Raw genomic sequence first — 1,474 nt, forward strand, 5'->3', positions numbered from 1 at the left:
CCTGGCGGGGGGGGGGGGGGGGGGGGGGGCGGGGGGGGCCGGGGGGGGGGGGGGCGGGCCGCCCCCCCCACCGCCGGAACGGGGCCGGCGGGGGCTCAGCTCTCGGCGAGGGCCATCAGGGTCGCGAAGTGGGGGGTGTCGGCGCGGCCCCGGTTGGCGGCGGCCACGGCGAACAGGGGCGCGCACGCGCGGCACCAGGCGAGCAGGCGGTCGCCGGGCACGCCGATGCGGGCGGACAGCAGCGCCACCCGCCGCTCGACCTCCTCCAGGGAGTCCGCCTGCCACACGGCCCAGTCCACGGCGTCGACGGCGGCGTCGCCCACGCACGCGCGGGGGTCCACCGCGACCAGGCCGCGTTCGGGTCCGCCCAGCAGGACGTTGCCGGGGTGCAGGTCGCCGTGCAGCGGCACGACGTCGTCCTGGCCGTGGGCGAGGTCGCGGGCGCGGGAGTGGCCCCGGTGCAGCACGGAGGTGGGCACCAGTTCGGCGGCCGGGCCGTCCTGGCGTTCGCGCTCCCACATGTCGTAGAGGAAGTTCATGCGGCTGTCGAGCGGGTGGAGTTCGCCCTTCTCGTCGCAGGGGACGTCCACCGCGTGGAGGTCGGCGATGAGGTCGGCGATGTCGTGCATCGGCGGGACCTCGCCCGCCAGCGCGACCGTGCGGCCCTCGCCGATGGCCTCCAGCAGCACGGCGCCGCGCTCGGTGTCGACCTCCCACACCGCCGGCACCCGCCCGCTCTCCTCCCACAGGCGCAGGATGCGGGCCTCGGAGGTGCCCAGGCCGGGGTCCGGCGAGATCTTGAGGATCGCCGGGCTGCCGTCGAGCCGGCGGCAGAACAGGACCACCGAGGTGCGCCCGTGGGGCGCGGGGCCCTCGACGCTGAGCTTCCACTCGGCGGCGAGTTCGTCGACGCGGGCGGGCAGGCCGTCCAGCCAGTCGGCCGCGCCCCGGCCGAACCGGCGGATGAGGCGCCGCCGCTGCTTGTCGTCGACGTAGCGCGCTGTGACTTCGCTCATATGACCACCTTACGGATCGGCCCGTCCCCGGAGCCGGGTCTTGGGTTTCCGAGCTGTTACCACCCCGAGAAATCGGTGTGCGGCTGAGAGGCGGGCCGCGGTGACGGGCATACCCATCCGCCGGGTGCGCGTCCCATCGCCGTTGAGGGGAAGCGGCGCGGTCGCGGAAGCGGGCGCGGTCGCGGGCGGTCGGCCGGGGCCGCCGCGCCGGCGCGGCGGGCGGGCGTGCGGCGCGGACGGGCGCGGGCCGCGCATGGGGCCTGGTCACCTCCTGGGGGGCGCTCGCACGGGCGAGCGGACCGCTTGCTGCCGGGTCCGGGGCGATCACGGTCAGCGGCGGGGTTGTGACGTTATCGCATCGCGGCCGGCGCCCGCCGGGGGCGGTGCGCCGCGCGGAAGGCGGGCGGGGAAGGGGATGCGGGAGGGGCGCGCGGGGCGCCGGGGGCGAGTGCGGAGGG

1 protein-coding gene is annotated in these 1,474 nt (G+C 77.9%); it reads right to left on the bottom strand.

Annotation, left to right across the window (positions count from 1 at the left end):
• Positions 1–95: 95 nt before the first annotated feature.
• Positions 96–1,016 carry an aminoglycoside phosphotransferase family protein gene (locus LG943_RS18700; protein WP_270073610.1) on the bottom strand — a complete coding sequence of 307 codons (921 nt, stop codon included), beginning with the start codon at positions 1,014–1,016 and terminating at the stop codon, positions 96–98.
• Positions 1,017–1,474: the final 458 nt, after the last annotated feature.

It is taken from the genome of Streptomonospora mangrovi (assembly GCF_027604915.1).
In the GTDB taxonomy this organism is placed as follows: Bacteria; Actinomycetota; Actinomycetes; order Streptosporangiales; family Streptosporangiaceae; genus Streptomonospora; species Streptomonospora mangrovi.

Coding starts and splice junctions, on each gene's coding strand:
- LG943_RS18700 (WP_270073610.1), bottom strand. CDS start 1,016: ATGAGCGAAGTCACAGCGCGCTACGTCGACGACAAGCAGCGGCGGCGC.